Origin of the sequence: Paraburkholderia fynbosensis (assembly GCF_902859935.1) — a bacterium.
GTDB lineage: Bacteria > Pseudomonadota > Gammaproteobacteria > Burkholderiales > Burkholderiaceae > Paraburkholderia > Paraburkholderia fynbosensis.
In genome coordinates, this window is record NZ_CADIKI010000009.1 from 159,154 (window position 1) to 173,971 (window position 14,818).

15 protein-coding genes and 1 pseudogene are annotated in these 14,818 nt (G+C 64.7%); 7 read left to right on the forward strand and 9 right to left on the reverse strand.

Going from position 1 to position 14,818, the window contains the following annotated elements; genetic code table 11:
• Positions 1–109: 109 nt before the first annotated feature.
• The 3 genes from zapE to HV770_RS16960 all read left to right on the forward strand — a co-directional run bounded on the left by zapE (position 110) and on the right by HV770_RS16960 (position 2,803).
• Positions 110–1,201 carry a cell division protein ZapE gene (gene zapE / locus HV770_RS16950; RefSeq protein ID WP_175161382.1) on the forward strand — a complete coding sequence of 364 codons (1,092 nt, stop codon included), beginning with the start codon at positions 110–112 and terminating at the stop codon, positions 1,199–1,201.
• Between the two features lie 146 nt (positions 1,202–1,347).
• The gene (locus HV770_RS16955; RefSeq protein WP_175161383.1) at positions 1,348–1,635 is read left to right on the forward strand and encodes a hypothetical protein; all 288 of its coding nucleotides are present in this window, start codon (positions 1,348–1,350) and stop codon (positions 1,633–1,635) included.
• 73 nt (positions 1,636–1,708) lie between these two features.
• On the forward strand, positions 1,709–2,803 hold the full coding sequence (locus tag HV770_RS16960; RefSeq protein ID WP_175161606.1) for a hypothetical protein: 1,095 nt from the start codon (positions 1,709–1,711) through the stop codon (positions 2,801–2,803).
• Between the two features lie 154 nt (positions 2,804–2,957).
• On the opposite strand, the gene tkt is transcribed toward HV770_RS16960, so the two are convergent.
• From tkt to HV770_RS16980, 4 genes are all read right to left on the reverse strand, one after another.
• The gene (tkt, locus tag HV770_RS16965) at positions 2,958–5,042 is read right to left on the reverse strand and encodes a transketolase (RefSeq protein WP_175161385.1); all 2,085 of its coding nucleotides are present in this window, start codon (positions 5,040–5,042) and stop codon (positions 2,958–2,960) included.
• 343 nt (positions 5,043–5,385) lie between these two features.
• A complete protein-coding gene (locus HV770_RS16970; RefSeq protein ID WP_175161386.1) occupies positions 5,386–5,931 on the reverse strand; it encodes a cupin in 546 nt (181 codons plus the stop codon).
• Between the two features lie 308 nt (positions 5,932–6,239).
• On the reverse strand, positions 6,240–6,410 hold the full coding sequence (locus tag HV770_RS16975; RefSeq protein ID WP_175161387.1) for a hypothetical protein: 171 nt from the start codon (positions 6,408–6,410) through the stop codon (positions 6,240–6,242).
• 68 nt (positions 6,411–6,478) lie between these two features.
• Positions 6,479–6,742, reverse strand: a complete 264-nt coding sequence (locus HV770_RS16980) for a hypothetical protein (RefSeq protein ID WP_175161388.1) — start codon at positions 6,740–6,742, stop codon at positions 6,479–6,481.
• A 175-nt stretch (positions 6,743–6,917) separates the two neighbouring features.
• Here HV770_RS16980 and HV770_RS16985 point away from each other — a divergent pair, with 175 nt between their 5' ends.
• Positions 6,918–7,154 (forward strand): hypothetical protein, encoded by a 237-nt coding sequence (locus HV770_RS16985; protein WP_175161389.1) that lies wholly within the window; start codon positions 6,918–6,920, stop codon positions 7,152–7,154.
• A 99-nt stretch (positions 7,155–7,253) separates the two neighbouring features.
• On the opposite strand, the gene HV770_RS16990 is transcribed toward HV770_RS16985, so the two are convergent.
• The gene (locus HV770_RS16990; RefSeq protein WP_175161390.1) at positions 7,254–7,499 is read right to left on the reverse strand and encodes a DUF6723 family protein; all 246 of its coding nucleotides are present in this window, start codon (positions 7,497–7,499) and stop codon (positions 7,254–7,256) included.
• 198 nt (positions 7,500–7,697) lie between these two features.
• On the opposite strand from HV770_RS16990, the gene HV770_RS16995 reads away from it, so the two are divergent.
• On the forward strand, positions 7,698–7,970 hold the full coding sequence (locus HV770_RS16995; RefSeq protein WP_246290956.1) for a hypothetical protein: 273 nt from the start codon (positions 7,698–7,700) through the stop codon (positions 7,968–7,970).
• A gap of 223 nt (positions 7,971–8,193) precedes the next feature.
• On the opposite strand, the gene HV770_RS17000 is transcribed toward HV770_RS16995, so the two are convergent.
• Positions 8,194–9,300 (reverse strand): porin, encoded by a 1,107-nt coding sequence (locus HV770_RS17000; protein WP_175161391.1) that lies wholly within the window; start codon positions 9,298–9,300, stop codon positions 8,194–8,196.
• Between the two features lie 285 nt (positions 9,301–9,585).
• Positions 9,586–9,714, reverse strand: coding sequence for a hypothetical protein (locus HV770_RS39435; protein WP_281366222.1), 129 nt, complete (start codon positions 9,712–9,714; stop codon positions 9,586–9,588).
• Between the two features lie 54 nt (positions 9,715–9,768).
• Here HV770_RS39435 and HV770_RS17005 point away from each other — a divergent pair, with 54 nt between their 5' ends.
• Both HV770_RS17005 and HV770_RS17010 read left to right on the forward strand, forming a co-directional pair.
• Positions 9,769–11,007: an AAA family ATPase gene (locus HV770_RS17005; protein WP_175161392.1), complete on the forward strand. Its 1,239-nt coding sequence runs from the start codon at positions 9,769–9,771 to the stop codon at positions 11,005–11,007.
• 14 nt (positions 11,008–11,021) lie between these two features.
• Positions 11,022–12,785: a cobaltochelatase CobT-related protein gene (locus tag HV770_RS17010; protein WP_175161393.1), complete on the forward strand. Its 1,764-nt coding sequence runs from the start codon at positions 11,022–11,024 to the stop codon at positions 12,783–12,785.
• Positions 12,786–12,807: 22 nt separating this feature from the next.
• Here the strand turns inward: HV770_RS17010 and HV770_RS17015 are convergent.
• Both HV770_RS17015 and HV770_RS17020 read right to left on the reverse strand, forming a co-directional pair.
• Positions 12,808–13,595: pseudogene (locus tag HV770_RS17015) on the reverse strand (MBL fold metallo-hydrolase).
• A 146-nt stretch (positions 13,596–13,741) separates the two neighbouring features.
• Positions 13,742–14,575, reverse strand: a complete 834-nt coding sequence (locus HV770_RS17020; protein ID WP_175161395.1) for a class II glutamine amidotransferase — start codon at positions 14,573–14,575, stop codon at positions 13,742–13,744.
• Positions 14,576–14,818: the final 243 nt, after the last annotated feature.

The window sequence follows — 14,818 nt, forward strand, 5'->3', positions numbered from 1 at the left end:
ATTGCCCGCCGTCACGTCATGCTCAACGACATCGCCGCAGTTTTTCGATCACCCGCCGCCACGCGGATGTCCGCGCCGATAGCCGCGCTGCGCACCGGCACCCTCGCCCATGCTTGACGAAGCCCGGATCACATGCAAGCTGGCCGCTCGCGGCATCACGCCCGACGCTCGCCAGCGCGACGCGATTGCGGCACTCGTCTCATTAGCCGGCACTCAGCGAGCACGGCAAGCGAAGGCCGGCGGTGCATCGGCATCACAAGGCGTCTATTGCTACGGACTGCCCGGACGCGGCAAGAGTCTCGTCGTCGATACGGCATTCGAGTTGGCGAACTGCCGCAAGCGGCGACTGCATTTCCACGAATTTTTGCGTGAGATGAACCGGCGGCTCGTCAGCGAACCGCGCGGCGGCGACCGCCTCGGCTCGGTATCGCGGCAATGGCTCGACGGCGTCGAGTTGCTGTGTTTCGACGAATTCCACGTGCACGACATCGCCGACGCGTTCCTGATGGGCCGCTTTCTTGATACCGCGATCGCCCAGGGCACACGCATCGTGCTCACGTCGAACTACGCGCCCAACGCGTTGCTGCCCGACCCCGAGTTTCACGAGCGTTTCCTGCCGACCATCGCACAGATCGAACGCTGCTTCACGGTGATTCATTTCGACGGCGCGCGCGACTACCGCTTCGGTGGAGAAGAGGCCGAGGTGCCGCGTTTTTTCGCGCCGCTCGACACGACGAGCCAGCACGCGCTGCGGCGCATTTTCACACACCACGAAGGCAATCGAACTGTCGAGCCGGTCACGCTGAGCGCAGCGGGCCGGCCGCTCGCGGCACGCGCGGCGGGCGCGGCGCTGCTGTGGGCGGACTTCGACGCGCTGTGCGTGGCGAGCCGCTCGCACCTCGACTATCTGGACCTCGCCGAGCAATGGCGCGGCCTGATTCTCGACAATCTGCACACCTCGCGGCTCACGCAGGCGCATACGCTGCAGCGGCTCGTCTGGCTGATCGATATTTTCTACGACCGCAAACGCGCGCTGTTCGTCGCGTCCGATCAGCCGCTCGCGGCGGCGCTCAGCGGACTCGAAGGCGCGCATGATCTGTCGCGCACGCTGAGCCGGCTTGCGCAAATGCAGTCGCGCACGTATCACAGCACGCTTGAAGGTGGCGATCACGCCGCGACGAACGACGCGATCGGGTCTTGATGCGATGACGCGAAAGCCGGCCGCTTCGCGCCTGATACACCAGTTGCGCTCTCAAACGCCGCTTCACCGCGCGCACCATTTTCCGGAATTGCGGGTGATAGGCCGGTGTGATCAACGGCCCTGACGGCTTCCACTGAAGATCGCGCGTGACAGTCACTGTCGATCCATCGGCCCGTGTGCTCAATCGTCGACTGCTGCGGATATGCGGCGTGATTATTCGTAAGCGTCGCGCACCGCTCTTTTATTTGAATCCGCGCGCCCTACGTTCGGCATCGGAAGTGGTGTCCTTAGCGGACACGACGATGTATCCGAAGCGCATTCGTGCAAATCTTGCACACCGGCGGCAACTCCTGCGCGGCACCTCATGCGCCGTATGCGAGCGCGAACCGCCTGTTCAACGGCTCGAACGCAAAGTCGGCGCCGTGCGCCGCTGACGCTGGAATGCGACCTGCTACCGCCGTTGCGGGTCCATTCTTCAGCGGATTGCCGTCCGCCTTTCTCGTCGCCATGATCAGATCAGCTTCCGTCGCCGTTGCGCTGTGCGCCGCGTGCCTCACTTGCGCGTGCGTGCACATCGGACCCGCCCGCCTCAAGGCCGACCAGGTCGACTACGCGCGAGCGCTCGGCGATGCGAAGAAACGCACGATACTTGCGGCCGTAATCGGCCTGCGTTACGGCGACGCGCCGGCCTTTCTGACCGTCAGCAACATCATCGCCGCCTATACGTTCGACACCACCGGCGGCGCCACCGCCAACGCCGGTTCCGGCAGCATGCCGAACTATGCGCTTGCGAGCGGCAGCGTCTCCTATTCGAACCACCCGACCTTCACCTTCACGCCGACCACCGGCGAAGCGTTCGCCTCCGCGTACATCAGGCCGCTCGCACCGGCGCTGGTACTGCCGCTTGCCGAAGGCGGCATTCCGATCGATCTGCTGTTGCGCATCACCGCCCAGTCGGTGGGCGGACTGCAGAACGGCAACGCGCTCGGCGGCGAGAACAGTGCAGGCGCGCCGGGCTTCTTCGAATTGCTGCAGGCCCTGCGGCGTTTGCAACTGGCGGGCGAACTGAACGTCGAGTCGCGTCAGGCGGAAGGCAAGGACGGCAAGAGCGGCCCGATGGGCGTGTTCCTCGTGATTGGCGCGACCACCAGCGGTGAGTCGTCGCAAACCGCCGCGGACGTGGCGCGCGTGCGCAAGCTGCTGCGCCTGTCGTCGAATACGCGCACCTATCAGATCGTCTACGGGCCGTCGTCGACCTCGCAAAAGGGAGACCGCATTCCGATGGTGACGCGCTCGGTGCTCGGCATCCTGACCGATCTCGGCGCGCAGGTGCAGGTGCCGCTCGAGCGTATCAGCGACGGCTCGACCAAGCCGACCGTCGGGCTGATCGGCGGCGAGACCCGGCCGACGATCATCATCCACTCCGGCAAGAACGCGCCCGGCAATGCCTATGTGACGATCGCCTATGGCTCGTCGATGTATTGGGTCGAGCGTAACGACTTCGACTCGAAATATGCGTTCACGGTCGTGCAGAATTTGATGGCGCTCGCAGAAGCCGATACGAGCAGTAAAGCGCCGGTGGTGACGATTCCGGCGAATTGACGGGGTGTCGAATGGATAGCGGGTCGTGGACTTGAGCGCGCGATAGGGAAAGTGCGGCTGCGGGCGGCTGCAACATAAAGAACCGGCGGTTGGTCGGTTAGCACACCGCCGGTTCTTCTCTCCACTCATCCCGCTTCACGCACCCGCTCGCACGTTACGCCGAACCCCGCTTCGACTGGACCCGCGCAATCTGCTGCTTCGCCGCCTCGTACACCTTCTCCGGCGTAAAGCCGAATTTCTTCTTCAGGTCGGCAAGCGGCGCGGAGGCGCCGAACGTATGCATCACCACCTGCGCGCCGAGCCTGCCGACATAGCGATCCCAGCCGAGCGTGGCCGCCTGTTCGACGGCCACCCGGGCGTCCACGTCGGCTGGCAGCACCGACTCCTGATACGCCTCGTCCTGACGCTCGAACACGTCCCACGACGGCATCGACACCACGCGCGCCGCGATACCTTCGCCTTTGAGCTTCTCGTACGCGTCGACGCACAGCGACAGTTCGCTGCCCGTCGCTATCAGGATCACCTGCGGCTTCTGCCCGGCGGGCGCATCGGCAAGCACGTAAGCGCCCTTGCGCACGCCGCTTGCGGCGGCATAGCGGCTGCGGTCGAGCGTCGGCAACGGCTGACGCGACACCACGATGCACGCGGGCCGCTTCGGATCGGACAGCGCCACGCGCCATGCTTCGGCGACTTCGTTCGCATCGCCCGGACGCAACACGGTCAGCCCCGGCACACCGCGCAGCGATGCCAGTTGTTCGATCGGCTGATGCGTCGGACCGTCTTCGCCGACGCCGATCGAATCATGCGTGAACACGTAAATGGCCGGCACTTCCATGATCGCTGAGAGACGGATCGGCGGCTTCATGTAGTCGCTGAAAATCAGAAAGGTCGAGCCGTATGGCCGCAGGTTCGACAACGCGAGCCCGTTCACCACCGCGCCCATCCCATGTTCGCGAATGCCGAAATGCAGATTGCGGCCGCCGTAGTTATCGGCTTCGAAACTGCCCGCGCCTTCGAATTTCAGATTGGTTTTGGTGGACGGCGAGAGATCCGCCGCGCCGCCGATCATCCACGGAACGCGCGCGGCGATCGCGTTGAGCACCTTGCCCGACGATTCGCGTGACGCGACACCCTTCGGGTCCGCGTCGAAAGCCGGGATGTCGCTGTCCCAACCCGCCGGCAATTCATGTGCTTCCATCTGCGCGAATTCGCGCGCGAGGTCCGGATACTTGTTCCTGTACGCGTCGTACTTCGCCTGCCATTCGGCACGCGCCGCCTTGCCGCGCGCACCGATGCCCGCGGCGAAACGTTCGTGCACGCCGTCGGGCACGTAGAAGAATTTGTCCTCTGGCCAGCCGTAGGCTTTCTTCGCGAGCGCGACTTCCTCGACGCCGAGCGCCTCGCCGTGCGCCGCCGACGTGTCCTGCTTGTGCGGCGCGCCCCAGCCGATGATGCTGTGGACCACGATCAGCGTGGGCCTGTCGGTGATGCTCTTCGCTTCGACGAAGGCCGCTTCGAGCGCGGCGGCGTCGTTCGCGTCGTCCACATGCAGCGTGTGCCAGTTGTAGCCGCGAAAGCGGCTTTCCACGTCGTCGCTATATGCAAGGTCGGTGTGACCTTCGATCGTCACGCGGTTGCTGTCGTAAATCCAGATCAGGTTCGACAGTTTCAGATGACCGGCCAGCGACGCCGCTTCATGCGAGATGCCTTCCATCATGTCGCCATCGCCGCACAGCGCATAGACACGGTAGTCGAATAGCGGCGCATCCGGCTGGTTGAAGTGACTCTCGTGCCAGCGCGCGGCCATCGCCATGCCGACGCTGTTGCCGAGCCCCTGGCCGAGGGGACCGGTAGTGGTTTCGACGCCTGTCGTCATCCGGAACTCGGGATGGCCCGGCGTCCTGCTGTCGATCTGGCGGAAATGCTCAATGTCGTCGAGCGAAACGGCGGGCGCGCCGCTCGGCTTGCCGTCGTGGTCCACGGCCTTGACGCTCGCCAGATGCAGCAGCGAATACAGCAGCATCGACGCATGTCCGACCGACAGCACGAAGCGGTCGCGATTCGGCCACAGCGGCTCATCCGGGTCGTAGCGCAAATGGTTCTGCCACAGATGATAGGCAACGGGGGCCAGTGCCATCGGCGTGCCGGGATGCCCGGAATTGGCCTTCTGCACAGCGTCCATCGACAGCGTGCGGATCGTGTTGATGCACAGCTGATCGAGGGCGGGATCGTTTTGCATGGAACACTCCTTGTTCGGCGGTTAGGAAGAAGGCCGCGACGCACTGATCGAGCGTGCCGGCGAACCGTGGGGATGGAACAGGATGACGCATGAGGAACCGCAGCGAGGCCTACCGATGATGCGCCGATGTGCGCAACTCTGCACGGGGCTTTACATGCGGGCTCGAGTATGCGGTTGCGCGGCAGGCGGCGGATCTTTCAGAGGGCTTGCGAGGGCGGCTCGTTGATCGCGCGTGTTGTCGACGGCATGCGCGCTTTGCCTCACGGCGCAAGCGCAGGCGCAGGCGCAGCAAAACGGTTACTGAAAGCGCAACGCGCGCAGCCCTTCGTATCGGCATCGGCCCTCAAGCCGCATGCAGCCAGTGTTCGACTAGCGGTCCCTGCTTGCCGTCGATCGGATCAAGCGGCGGGAACGGCAATGCTTCCATTGTCCAGCGTTCTTCCGGCGACAGCGCTTCGCGACGAATGTCCCACTGCTGCCCGTCCGGATACCCGGCCACCACCTGAAAATGCCGCTCGAACGATTGCAGACAATGACCGGTGCCGGCCGGCAGCAACAGCGCATCGCCCGCCGATATCGTCACCAATTTACCGCCCGGCCCGCCGACGATCACCTGAGCCGATCCACCGCATACGCCAAGAACTTCGTGCGCGGTCGCGTGGAAATGGTGGTAATCGAAAATGCCGTCGCGCCACTGCGGCGGCCAGTCGTTACGCTCGAACAGCATTTCGAACGCATCGGCCAGATTGCCGCTGTCCGGCGCCAATGCTTGGCGGTAAACCACGACCGGCAGCTTGCGGTTGTTCGGCACCCAATCGTGCGGCTCGAGCATGAACACTTCGTACCGGGTCTGAGCCTTGTCGAATCCGTGTTTCGAATCATTGAACATGTTGGCTCCTGTGCTTGATGAGACTTGCGACGCCGATGGTTCCCGTCGTGGTCGTGGTGGAACCTCGCGCGCGGGTAGTGCATGGCTCGCGGCCCGCGCAGCGCCAGTCCGTCCTGAAGTGATGGTTGCAGCACAAAGCGCGCCTGTCCGGCGCGCACGGCTGCGCGCGGACTTTCATGCATTGGCACACGAGCGCCGCGCGCGTGCTTTACCGCACCACGCTGCGAGTTCGCTCAGTGCCCGTCGCGCACCGCGTGCGGTGTCGCCGGATACATCGCTTGACGAAGCGCTATGCCCTCAGTGAGCGCTCAACCGCCGCCGATCCCTTGCAGCACCTTGCCCGTCCCACCGCAAACGACGCAGCGGCTACCCTCCACCTTGCCCGTGCCGTGACACGCGGCGCAAAGATCTTCGCCGACTCCGGGGACGTCGGGGGGCCCTTCGTCGCCGGGGTTGGTTGCTTCGTTATCTGCTTGCATACAGTTCTCCTCGTTTCGGTTTTCCACATTGACTGCGGTGCATGAACGCGAGCGACGTGCGCGCCGCGTCAGCTTTTACCCCGCGATTCGCGGCCGCCACCGCCCGGAGGCTCGGCATGCGCCCCCGAGCCGAGCGGCACTTCGGCCGTTTGCGCGGGCCGTTCGCTCGAACGTGGAGGATTGGTTTGCTCGTCCACGCCGGTTTGCTCAACCGGCTCGATACCGAGCGGACTTGGCTCGACGTAGTGCGTGCCGCTCGGCTTGTTGCGCGCCTTCGTTTCCGGCGACACAGTCGATGCATCGCGGCTTTCGGCGGGTTTGGTGTCCGGCATGGCGCTCTCCTTAATTGGGGCATAAGTTTGATGCAGCAACATCCGGTCCCTCTGTGCGGCGCACGCATTGAGCGCCCGAGGCAGGCGCCGGCCGCGCGAGCACCGCCTGTTGGGCACAGCCGTTGCGTCGCCAAGGCTGCAGGTCGCAGCCCGTTTTTGTAAAAAGGAGAACGTCATGACAATCACGACAATTCGTGTGTCCGATACGGAAGTGCAAGTCGAACGCACGCGATACACGTTTGCGCAAAAGAGCGACGCGGACGCGTTCCAGCGCTGCCTCGTCGATACGTCGATCGATAGTTGCTATCGCTCGCACCCGCCGTTGTCGGCACAACCCACGTTACCCGACGAGCATCCGGACGATCCGGGACGTGGCAGCACGATTTCGCCGTCACTCGGCGGCATGCCTTGAGGCGCGGGCTGTTGCGGGATGTACGCAACCGCTCAGCCGTGACGAGGTCTGCCGTTTCCCTGGCGGTGGCGCCAACGGCCATCTGCGATCAATGCGCCCTCACTTTTCCGGCGCCGCGCGATCAGCCGCCACAATCTGCCGCCCATAGTCGATCGCGGCCCGCCGCGCCTCCTCGGCGGTCGCGTAGGGGCCAATTTCCGGGGCACCGTCGAAGGGAAACAGAAGTTTTCTGTCCGCTTTTCTGACTACCTTCAGTCCACCTACGTAACGGCCGTCGCCTGTTCCGTGATAGCTCGCAAAAATCTCGAAGTCATCGTCAGCGACGTCGGCCTTGTGTCGCGCCATGGGTGTCCTCGTTCCTGCACGTTCCGTGCGCCAGATGGGTCGTGTGCAATGCGCCTTCGGTGTAAAGAGCGGCGCGTGTGCCGGGATCGAGCAATAGCCGTTCCACGCGACGCGAGCCCGCGCCTGGCACGGAGTCCACAGAGGAGGCATGAGGATTGCGCGCGTCAGCGGCAGGTGATTGGCCTGGAGAACAACGCGATGAATTTATCGAGCACCCGGATTCGGATCCGTGACGCCCGTGACGTGCACGCCGTGCGCGGGCTGCGCTTGCATACGCCGATGCCGCCCGAGATCGAGCCCGACGCACCGTCCCCGCCGGCCACCGATCCCGATCCGGAGCCCGACGATCCGGCGAGCGATCCGTCTCGCGAGCCTGAAGGCGATCCGCCGGTGAAGCCGCCGCCGGTGCGCTCTGCCGGTCGAGGGCTCAGTGAAACTCGCAGGCGTGCATCGCACCGCCATGCGAGATGACGATGTGATGCCGATAGGCTGGAGTTCGAGGTAGGGCAGCGTGTCGAAAACGATGGTTCGCAATGTCGAGGAACCGCCGTGGATTGCCGCTGACAGCCGCACGCTCAGGCGCACATTCACCTTTTACAACCGCGCGCCTCGTGGTCCCCTTGTGCCATGCCGCCCGCCTCCGCATCGCCGCCCAACCTGCAGCGATGCGCCGGGAACGCGCCGTTGACCCGCATCAGAACTGATGCAGCATGCCGACATAAGCACCGGTTTGCGACTCCCCGACGAGCGGATTCGTGTTGCTGGTCGAATCGCGCGGCGCGGCTTCGAGCGAGAAGTTCGAATTGCTGCCGTTGCGCACATAGCCGACCGTGCCGTACAGGAAGGTCCGCTTCGACAGGTTGTAGGTAGTGCCGAGCACATACATCATCGCGTGCCCGGACGGATCGTGCGCTGCGTCGCCTGCGCCATCGCCGACCTTGATGTAGTAGCCACCCGCCGTCACCGCCCAGCGCGATTGCGCGTTATAGGTAGCGCCAAGCCAGTAGTGATCCGCGGTGTCGGCGACGCCGGCTGGCGAGTCCGGCGCCGAGTAATGCGTATAGGCGGCTTGAATCTTCATCGCATCGAAATGCACGTTCGCGCCGACAAAATATTCACGCGACGCCTGAAATATGTTGCTGAAGTGGCCGTTGCTGTCGCGCAGTTCGTCGTAGATGCCGCGCACGTCGAAGAGCGGCGAATGGTAGGTCAGCATGATGCCGTCCGAGCGGCCGAATTCGCCTGGCGCGCCGCTGTTGAACGCACCCGCCTGATTGCCGAGCGAATATTGCCCCTGCACGTCGAAGCCCCAGAACACCGGACTTTTATATTCGATGTTGTTGTTGGTCTGCTGCCAGTTGCGTCCGCGCACGAGCGAGGCCGATGAAAACGCCTGCTGCACGAACGGATCGAATTCCCACACGCCGTCACTGTCGATGAACAGATTGCGCCCGGCCTGCAGCGTGCCCCATTGCTCGCTCTTCAAGCCGACGAACGCGCGCCGCGACCACAACCGCCCGCCACTGGTCGTGCCGTCCATCACCTGCAAACCAGTTTCGAGGTTGAAGATCGCATTGAGCCCGCCGCCAAGATCTTCGTTGCCTTTCAAGCCCAGCATACTGGTGCCCCAGTTGCCGCCCTCCGCGCGCCAGCGGCTTGCACTGCCGCCCGCGCCGTCGTTGATGTGATTCAGGTATTCGACGCCGCCGTCGAGGCGGCCGTATAACGACACGCTGGTTTGGCCATATGCCAGCGGGCTGACCAGCGCCAGAGCGCTCACTAACCGGGTGCAGAGTCTCATTGTTTTGCCGTGGTTTTTTCTGTCGCGATAGAGGCTAAAGCGGTGGCAAAGCGGGCTGCGGATGAATCAAAACTACCCGGTGCGGGACGCACCTTTCTGCGTGAACCGCGAACGGGAATGCCTGCAGCATCGTCATCATTTCGCTGCGCGCGCATAACCGTTCCAGTGTCTCCGTCTGTCCGGACAACTGCTGCATGCCGCGAATTCACGCCGGAGCCGCACCTGCGATGTTGTCAAACTACACACGCCATGCGTCGGAACTATAGGGGATACGCGCCGGGCAGCCTATCCGTTTAACGCAATAAATATTTGCGAGCCGCGCAACTCGACATGCATACCGGCAAGCACATTGGCGCGCCGTTCACGATAATTCGCAGGAGATCGAAAGCCGCCGAAGATAAGATAGTCGGTCATTCGGTTTGAGCCAAATCGAAATGCAATTCCGTTTATCGACCCTTCCTCTATGCCATGGACGACGCGCCCGAACTGACTGGATACGACAATGAGGACGAACACCTTGGCCTCTATCAACGCGCGACGGAAACCGGCGTGGAATGGTGGCGCGTCAGCGTGGCCGACCGGCCCGAAACCTATCGCCTCGAACATGGTTCCGCCGATGCGCGCGGCGCGGGCACGGTGGATATCGATCTGGTGGTCGACGAGGAAAATCTGCGCGCGAAGTTGAAGAAATGGCGTCGTGAAGGCTTCGCGATCGACGCGGACGATACCCCGAACGATCGCGCTGCGAATGCGCGCATCTCCTTCATGCCGGAGTTGCAGCGGGTCGCGGCGCTGATGTCGGCGGCGAAGCGAAGGCCGCGCGAAGGCACCGGCGAGACCGTGCGTATTGCCGAGGTCGAGGTGCCGTGCGGCGTCGGCGGTGCGCTGGTGCCGCCGGTCAATCCCGCGTATCTGTTCGCGGCGCGCTTTAACGACATCGTCGAAGACATTGCCGAGAATCGCCGCGTGATGCTGATCGGCCACACCGGCGCGGGCAAAACCAGCCTGATCGAACAGGTCGCGGCACGCTCGCACCACGGCGTGCTGCGCTCGAACATGAACGGGCAGACCACCGTCGGCGACTTCGTCGGCTTTTGGACTGTCAAGGGCGGCGAGACCTTGTGGGTCGACGGCGTGCTGCCCACGGCGATGCGCGAAGGCCTGTGGCTGATCGTCGACGAAATCGATTTTGCCGAGCCGTCGATTCTCGCCGCCCTCACCGCGGTGCTCGAACCGCACGGCCGCCTCGTGCTGAAGGAGAAAGGCAACGAGATCGTCGCGCCGCATCCGTCGTTCCGGCTCTTCGCGACCGCGAACGCAGTGGGCGCGATGAGTCAGTTCCGTCATCTGTATCAGGGCGCGAATCTGATGAACGAGGCGTTTCTCGATCGCTGGCGTGTGTACCTGCTCGACTATCTGACGCCCGCCGAAGAAGCCGACGTGCTGATGCGAACGCTAGCGCCGAATATGACGCGCGCACTCGCCACGACGCTCGCCGCGATCGCCGCCGACTGCCGCGCGGCGTTCGCCCGTGAGGACCTGTCGAGCGCGTTCTCGACGCGGCGCCTGCTCGACTGGGCCGAGCTGAGGCTGCGCACCGGCGACCCCGAACGCGCCGCCGCGCCGGCCATCTACGCGAAGGTGAGCCCGGAAGACGCCGCGCTGATTCGCGGCATCGTTCGCCATCGCATCGCACCGGACGGCTGAGCGGGAGCGCACACATGCACGCGAGAACGCGCCTGCCAGGCGCTGCACGCGACACGCGCGGCTTCGCGTTCGAATCGACGCTTGGCAAAGTGGCGCGCGTGCTCACCGGACAATATGGGGTGACGGTCTTGTTCAGCCCCGATGGGCCGCGCGTCGAACCTGGCCGCATCGTGATTCCAGACTATGAGCTGAACGGCGGCGTCGAACGCGACGTGCTGATCGGCTATCTGGATCTGCTGGTGGCGCGCGCGAAGCATGCGTCGCTCGCGCAGCTCGACGCATTGCCCGCGGGCGTCGTGTCGAATCTCGCCCAGGTGATCGAAGACCGTCGCGTGTGCGGCCAACTGCTCGACGAATATCCGGGCGCGCACTGGTTCATCGGCAAACTGCGCGCGCATGCCGCCGAGCGGGTCGCGCAACGCTGGCCGAAACTGCATTGGCGCGAGCGGCTCGTGTGGCTGATCGAGCGCGCGCTGTGGGACGAGCCGCCGAGCCGCGCTGAAGCGAGCCATTCTCTGCTGGCCGCGCTGCATGCCGCGCAGGATCTGCTGCGGGAGGCGCGCGCGAGCGGCTCGACCGCGCGGAGCATTGCGACGGCGCAGGCTCTGGTGGCACGCGTGCGGGCGTTGTCGGCGGGCGACGTGAACAGCATGATGTTCACCGCCGATCCGGTCGAGGACATCGAGACGGAAACGTCCGAGGCCGCGTCCTCGTCCTTCGACGACGACACCGCCCTGCCCGATCACGACGACGCGGCCGCGCCACCCGCCGAGCGGAGCGGCGGCGCGCACGCCGACCACGCGCCCGGCATGGGACACTCGCTCGCCGACGCGCAACAGCCGTCCAGCGACGCCGACGGCGCAGCGGGCACGGCGGCCACGCACGCCTCGCCGGCCACGCTGTCGATCCCGCTCGCCACCGAATTCGACGTGATCACCGACCTCACGGGCCAGGGCAACAGCGCCGCGTGGCGCGTGCTGCGCGGGCAAGCCCGCGCGGACACCGCGCCGCTGAAGGAGAAGCTCGAACGCGCGCTGAGCGCCGACGAACGCAGCCGCTGGCGCCGCGAGCAGGAGCGCGGCGAAATCGACCGCACCGCGCTGGCCAGACTCGCGACCTCGCCCGGCTACCGCACGCCGTTTCGCACGCAGCGCGCAGCCAAAGGGCGCGACGTCGCGGTGACGCTGCTGATCGACCGCAGCGGTTCGATGGCCGGGCGCAAGATCGAACTCGCGCGCCTGTGCGCGAGCGCGCTGTGCGACGCACTGACGCAGTTGTCGTTCGATTGCGAAGTGCTCGGCTATTGTTCGCTCGAATCCGCGCCGATGCGCGAGCTCTACGAACGCCAGCTTGCCGCCGGCGCGGATCTGCGGCGCTATAACCGCTTCGTCGAGCGGCTCGATCTGAAGGTGTACAAACGGTTTGGTGCGCCAAATCTGAGCGGTATCACCGCGCTCGACTGCGGTCACGAGAACCCCGACGGCGAAGCGCTCGCGTGGGCCGCCACGCGGCTCGCCGATCATCCGGCCGCGCGGCGCATCCTGATGGTGTTTTCCGACGGCTATCCCTCGACCGGCGACGGCGACCCGCAGCTGTTGCGCCGCGATCTGCGCGAACGCGTGGCGGCGATCGGCAAGCGCGGCATCGAACTGGTAGGCGTCGGCGTGCTGACCGACGCGGTCGAGGACTTCTATCCGCGCAACGTGGTGGTGAGCCGTCTCGCCGAACTGCCGTCGATCGTGTTCTCGTTGCTGAGCTCGATGCTGCTGACGCGCTGAGCCGCGCGCCTTCACCGCCGCCTCAGAACGCGTTCAACGGAATCTTCAGATAGCGCACGCCGTTGTCTTGCGGCTCCGGCAACGCGCCCGCGCGAATGTTGATCTGGATCGCCGGCAGGATCAGCGTCGGCATGCCGAGCGTGCGATCGCGCGCGGTGCGCATCGCGACGAATTCGGCCGCGCTCACCGCGTCGTTCAGATGAATGTTGCCGCGGCGTTGCTCGGCCACGGTGGTCTGCCAGCGCGGCTCGCGCGACGGCGGCGGGTAATCGTGGCACATGCACAGGCGCGTGTCCGGCGGCAACGTCAGCAGCTTGCGCACGGACTCGTACAGCGTATGCGCATCGCCGCCGGGAAAATCGCAGCGCGCCGAGCCGAGGTCCGGCACATGCAGCGCTTCGCGCTCAATTCGCCGATGCTGAAGCGCTCGCCGGCGCAGAACAGATGATCGAACTGACGGCCATCGGTCGGCAGATCCTCGCCGAAATTGAAGATGGCCTTGAACACGCCCTGCACGATGCGAATGCTCGCGCCGATCGCGATGAGGCCGCCCAGCGTCTCCTTCAGATAAGGCGCCGCCGAGAGGTGATCGGCATGCGCATGCGTTTCCAGCAGCCACACCACGCGCAAGCCATGCTCCCGCACGAACGCAACGACGCGCTCGGCACAAGCCGTCGATGTGCGGCCGGACTTCGGGTCGTAGTCGAGTACCGGATCGATCACCGCGCAGGCCGAACCGTCGCCCGCGTGGACCACGTATGCGAAGGTGCCGGTGGTGACATCGTAGAACGCTTCTATGTGAAGTGTCACGGTCGTCTCCAGGTCGGTCCGCGCAATCCTGCATCAGAGATAGCGACGCTGCGTGCGGATACAACACACGCGCTCCTCTTTGCAGGCCATCCGCGCCCTCACGCACCGCTGTTCGTATGGTTGCGAACGCCCTCCCCGCACGCCGCTCAGGCCAGTTGCGGCTTGAACGGATAGTGCTCGACCTCGCCGCCGCGCGCGACCACCGCCGTGCTTTCGGGAATCTCCTGCCACCAGCCGGGTAAGTCCGCGAGCGGCTCCGACAACACCAGAAACGCATCCTCGCCGGCCGCCTTGATGCGCGGATCCTCGGGATACAGCTCCAGCAGGTGACGAAACGACGTGCTGTGAAATAGCGAACGCGATCGCCCTTCGCTCGAATAGCGCACGGCGACGATCTGTTCGCCATCGGTCGCGCACACGGTCATGTTCAGCGGCTCGTCAACGCCGTGCTTGCGGCCGGTCGCCTCGACAAATGCGACCATCCGTTCGAGCGCGGTGACGGGCGCCAACTCCAGGCCGAAGCTCAGCGCGAGAAAGAACAGCACTTCGGAATCGGTCGATCCTTCGATGGACGGGAACAGGTCCGCGTCGATCGCGACCATCAGATCGCGGCGCACCGCCGGATAGTTACGCACCAGGCCGTTGTGCGCGAACAGCCAGCGGCCATGACGGAACGGATGACAGTTGGTTTCCTGCGACGGCGTATCGGTCGCGGCGCGGATGTGGGCGACGAACATCGGCGCCCGAATCGCCCGGGCGGCTTCGCGCAGATTTCGGTCGCTCCACGCGGGCTGGATGCAGCGGTAGCGAAACGGGATGTCGGTCGGATGCCCGTACCAGCCAATTCCGAAGCCGTCGCCATTAGTGGTGGTGTGGCCGAGCCGGGAATGCAGGCTCTGGTCGATGAGCGAATGCTTGGCGTTGAACAGCACCGTTTCGAGTTGAAGCGGATGGCCGGTATAAGCAAGCCAGCGACACATGAATGCTCTCCTTTGTCGACCAGAGTTAGCGCTTCAGCGCTTACTCTGGTCCCATGCAAGACACTTGCGGTCGACCAGAGTTAGCGCTTCAGCGCTTACTCTGGTCCCATGCAAGACACTTGCGGCCGACCAGAGTTAGCGCTTCAGCGCTTACTCTGGTCCCATGCAAGACACTTGCGGTCGACCAGAGTTAGCGCTTTAGCGCTTACTCTGGTCCCATGCAAGACATTGCGGTCAACCAGA